3 protein-coding genes are annotated in these 3,561 nt (G+C 36.9%); 2 read left to right on the top strand and 1 reads right to left on the bottom strand.

Annotated elements, in window-relative coordinates; translation table 11 throughout:
* Window positions 1-1,221, top strand: a 1,221-nt coding sequence (locus H7254_RS16215) for a sugar porter family MFS transporter (protein WP_301933959.1), incomplete at its 5' end; no start/stop codon positions are given.
* An 11-nt stretch (window positions 1,222-1,232) separates the two neighbouring features.
* Here the strand turns inward: H7254_RS16215 and H7254_RS16210 are convergent.
* On the bottom strand, window positions 1,233-2,117 hold the full coding sequence (locus H7254_RS16210; protein ID WP_301933958.1) for an AraC family transcriptional regulator: 885 nt from the start codon (window positions 2,115-2,117) through the stop codon (window positions 1,233-1,235).
* A gap of 101 nt (window positions 2,118-2,218) precedes the next feature.
* Between H7254_RS16210 and H7254_RS16205 the strand changes: the two genes are divergently transcribed.
* On the top strand, window positions 2,219-3,561 hold a 1,343-nt coding region (locus H7254_RS16205), incomplete at its 3' end, for a DUF5107 domain-containing protein (protein ID WP_301933957.1).

Below are 3,561 nucleotides of genomic sequence, written 5' to 3'. Positions count from 1 at the left end.
TTTTTAAAAGAACAGTTTGGCTTGAATGAATATTGGGAAGGCTTTACCACTGGTTGTCTTGCTTTGGGTGCTATAGCTGGTTGTATTATTGCAGGATGGGTGACCGAAAAATATGGTCGCCGTCCGGGTCTGTTAACTGCTGCATCCTTATTTACTCTTTCGTCTGTAGCAATGGCAATGGCTCCTTCAAGAGATATTTTTATTATAGCCAGATTTTTTGCAGGTGCCGGAGTTGGTATGGCATCCATGTTATCTCCTTTATACATTGCAGAAATTGCGCCAGCGCACATTCGTGGCCGCATGGTGGCAATTAATCAACTAACGATTGTAATTGGCATACTAATAACTAATTTGGTGAACTACTCTTTAAGAAACAATGGTACTGATGCATGGCGCTGGATGTTTGGCCTTGGTGCGGTGCCTTCAACTTTATTTATTTTGGGTGTTCTATGGTTACCGGAAAGCCCACGCTGGCTTATGCAGGCAGGCAGGCAGGGCAAAGCTCAAAAAATATTAATTAAGATCGGCGGTGAAATTTATGCAGGAGAATCTTTATCAGCCATTAGTAAAAATATTTCAGTTATTACTAAAGTAAAGTATAGTGCTGTTTTTGAAAAATCTGTTTTACCTGCCGTGATGATCGGTATTGGATTGGCAGTGTTTCAGCAACTATGTGGTATCAATGTAGTATTTAATTATACCGCAGTTTTATTTGAAAGTATTGGCTTTTCAAAAGATGACCAATTATTAGAAACTGTATTTATTGGCGGGGTTAATTTAGTATTTACTTTATTGGCAATATTGCTGGTAGATAAAATCGGCAGAAAACCGTTGATGTTGGCAGGTGCCGGTGGGTTAGCAATTTTATATATCATTATTTCTGTTTTGCTTGGTACAAAATCTGCAAGTGTTTCCTGGTTTTTACTGGCAGCAATTGGCTTGTATGCTACATCCTTAGCGCCGGTTACCTGGGTATTGATATCTGAAATATTCCCTAACAAAATAAGGATTGCTGCTACGGCTGTAGCAGTATTGTGTTTGTGGGCTGCCTATTTTATTTTGACCTTCACTTTTCCTATTTTGTACAGCCGGCTTCACGATAAAACATTTTATATTTATGCCGGTATTTGTTTAATCGGTTTACTGTTTATCTGGTTAAAAGTAAAAGAAACAAAAGGTAAAACATTGGAAGAAATGGAAGGCTTCTTCACGGGGCATTAACTTAAATACTTTTAACTGATTCTTTTTGTTCTGTAAGCAACTGGCGACATTCCCATCAATTTGGTAAACATTCTCGAAAAATAATAGGGGTCCTCTATACCCAGTTTATCCGCTATTTCCTTTATCCTAAAATCCGTAAATAGTAAGTACTGGCAAGCTTTCTGTACTTTCAGATGGTTAAAATATTCTATTGGGGGAAATCCTGTTTTTTTTTTGAATAAAGATGAAAAATGGGATACCGATAAATTTACTGATTGCGCCATTGTTTTCAATGGAATCATTTCATGTATATGTTGCTGCATGTAACTGATAGAAACATTAATAGTATCAATGCTTTGTTTTTTATCCGCTACATTATAATTATCATTGAAAATAAAAGAAGTTAAAAAATGCTGCAGGCACATATTGACATAACATAAATTATCATTGCTGTAGCCCATTTCGAGATTGGAATACATGTCTTCAAATAAACGGATACGGCTGTCCTGGTAGTCAACAGAACCTTTATAACTACTGTTTTTTAATTGAAATTTTTTCAAAATACTATTGGTAATATTTCCTTTAAAATGAATCCAGTAAATAGTCCATGGACTTGTTTCATCTGCAGAGTAATGGTGTGCAACGCCTTGCGGTATAATAATAAAATCACCCGGGTTTAGTTGATACCCTTCTTTTTTTATTTGTGCACTGCCCTTTCCTTCGCAACAATAGATTAATATATGTTGGTCGCTGCCATGTTCTCTTTCCCTGTAATGAAACTTAGCATTTGGATAATAACCAATGTCAGTAATGTATGCACCTGCGATCAAAGGATTGGGGCTGCAATATTTTGCCAGTATTGTTCTTGGCAGTACAATTGCCCGTTGCCCGGCAAATCCTTCTTTTTTTCTTAGCATAGTGCAATAATAATATAATCCATCATAACAGACAATTATTCCATTAAGCGGTAGGTAGTCTGCCAGTACTTTTGTATCCGGTTAATTACAAACTTGCTATTATGATAAATACTGTTGCTGTATGGCATGAAAAAATATTGATTCCTACCTATGGTATTGGTGAACCTGAAAAAAACCCAATTTTTTTAGAGAAAAGAGTCTATCAGGGAAGTAGCGGAGCAGTATATCCTCACCCCGTAATTGAAAAAATTTTAGATGAAAAATTTGACAAAGAATACGATGCTATCTTTTTGGAAAATGAGTATGTTAAAATAATGATTTTACCAGAGCTAGGCGGAAGAGTGCATCGGGCATATGATAAAATTCGTAAAAGAGATTTTATTTATTATAACCAGGTAATTAAGCCGGCACTGGTTGGTTTAACAGGTCCATGGATTAGTGGCGGCATTGAATTTAACTGGCCACAGCATCACCGCCCCTCTACTTATGAACCTATTGATTTTACGATTGAAGAAAATGCAGACGGCAGCAAAACAGTATGGGTAAATGAAGTGGAAAAAATGTTCAGAACAAAGGGTATGGCAGGTTTCACTTTATATCCCGGTAAAGCATATCTTGAAATAAAAGTACGTTTATATAACAAAACATCTTTCCCTCAAACCTTTCTCTGGTGGGCTAATCCCGCTGTTAAGGTGAATGATTTTTATCAGTCGGTTTTTCCTCCGGATGTACATGCGGTGTATGACCATGGCAAAAGAGATGTAAGCGATTTCCCCATTGCAACCGGCACTTACTATAAAGTAAATTATGCACCCGGCACAGATATTTCCATGTATAAAAATATACCCGTGCCTACTTCTTACATGGCGGTACAATCGGGTTATGATTTTATTGGCTGCTACGAACATGATACGCAGGCCGGTATGCTGCATGTTGCCAATCATCATGTATCCACAGGCAAAAAACAATGGACATGGGGCAACGGTGATTTTGGTAAAGCCTGGGACAGAAATCTTACCGATGAAGATGGCCCATACATTGAATTAATGTGTGGTGTTTTTACAGATAATCAGCCAGACTTTGCCTGGATACAGCCCAACGAAGAAAAAAGTTTTGAGCAATATTTTATGCCTTATGCTGAAATAGGGATGGTTAAAAATGCCAGTAAAGAAGCAGCGCTTAATGTTGATTTTAATGGTGACGAAATACTATTGAAAGTTTATGCTACTGCAGTATATCCAAATGCAGTTATACAGATTTTTGAAAATGCGGTGTTGCTAAATGAATTCACTACTGATTTATCTCCACTAAAAAGTTACCAACAATCGGTGCAGTTAAATAGTCCATTTTTACCGGAAGAAATAAAAGTAATTGTAAACGATAGCAAAGAAAATATACTGGTAAGTTATCAGCCGGAACGGAAAATTGAAAAGGAAATACCACA

The organism is Ferruginibacter sp., from assembly GCF_014377975.1.
GTDB lineage: Bacteria > Bacteroidota > Bacteroidia > Chitinophagales > Chitinophagaceae > Ferruginibacter.
Note: the sequence above shows the minus strand (reverse complement) of the source record. Positions and strands in the feature narration are given on the sequence as shown.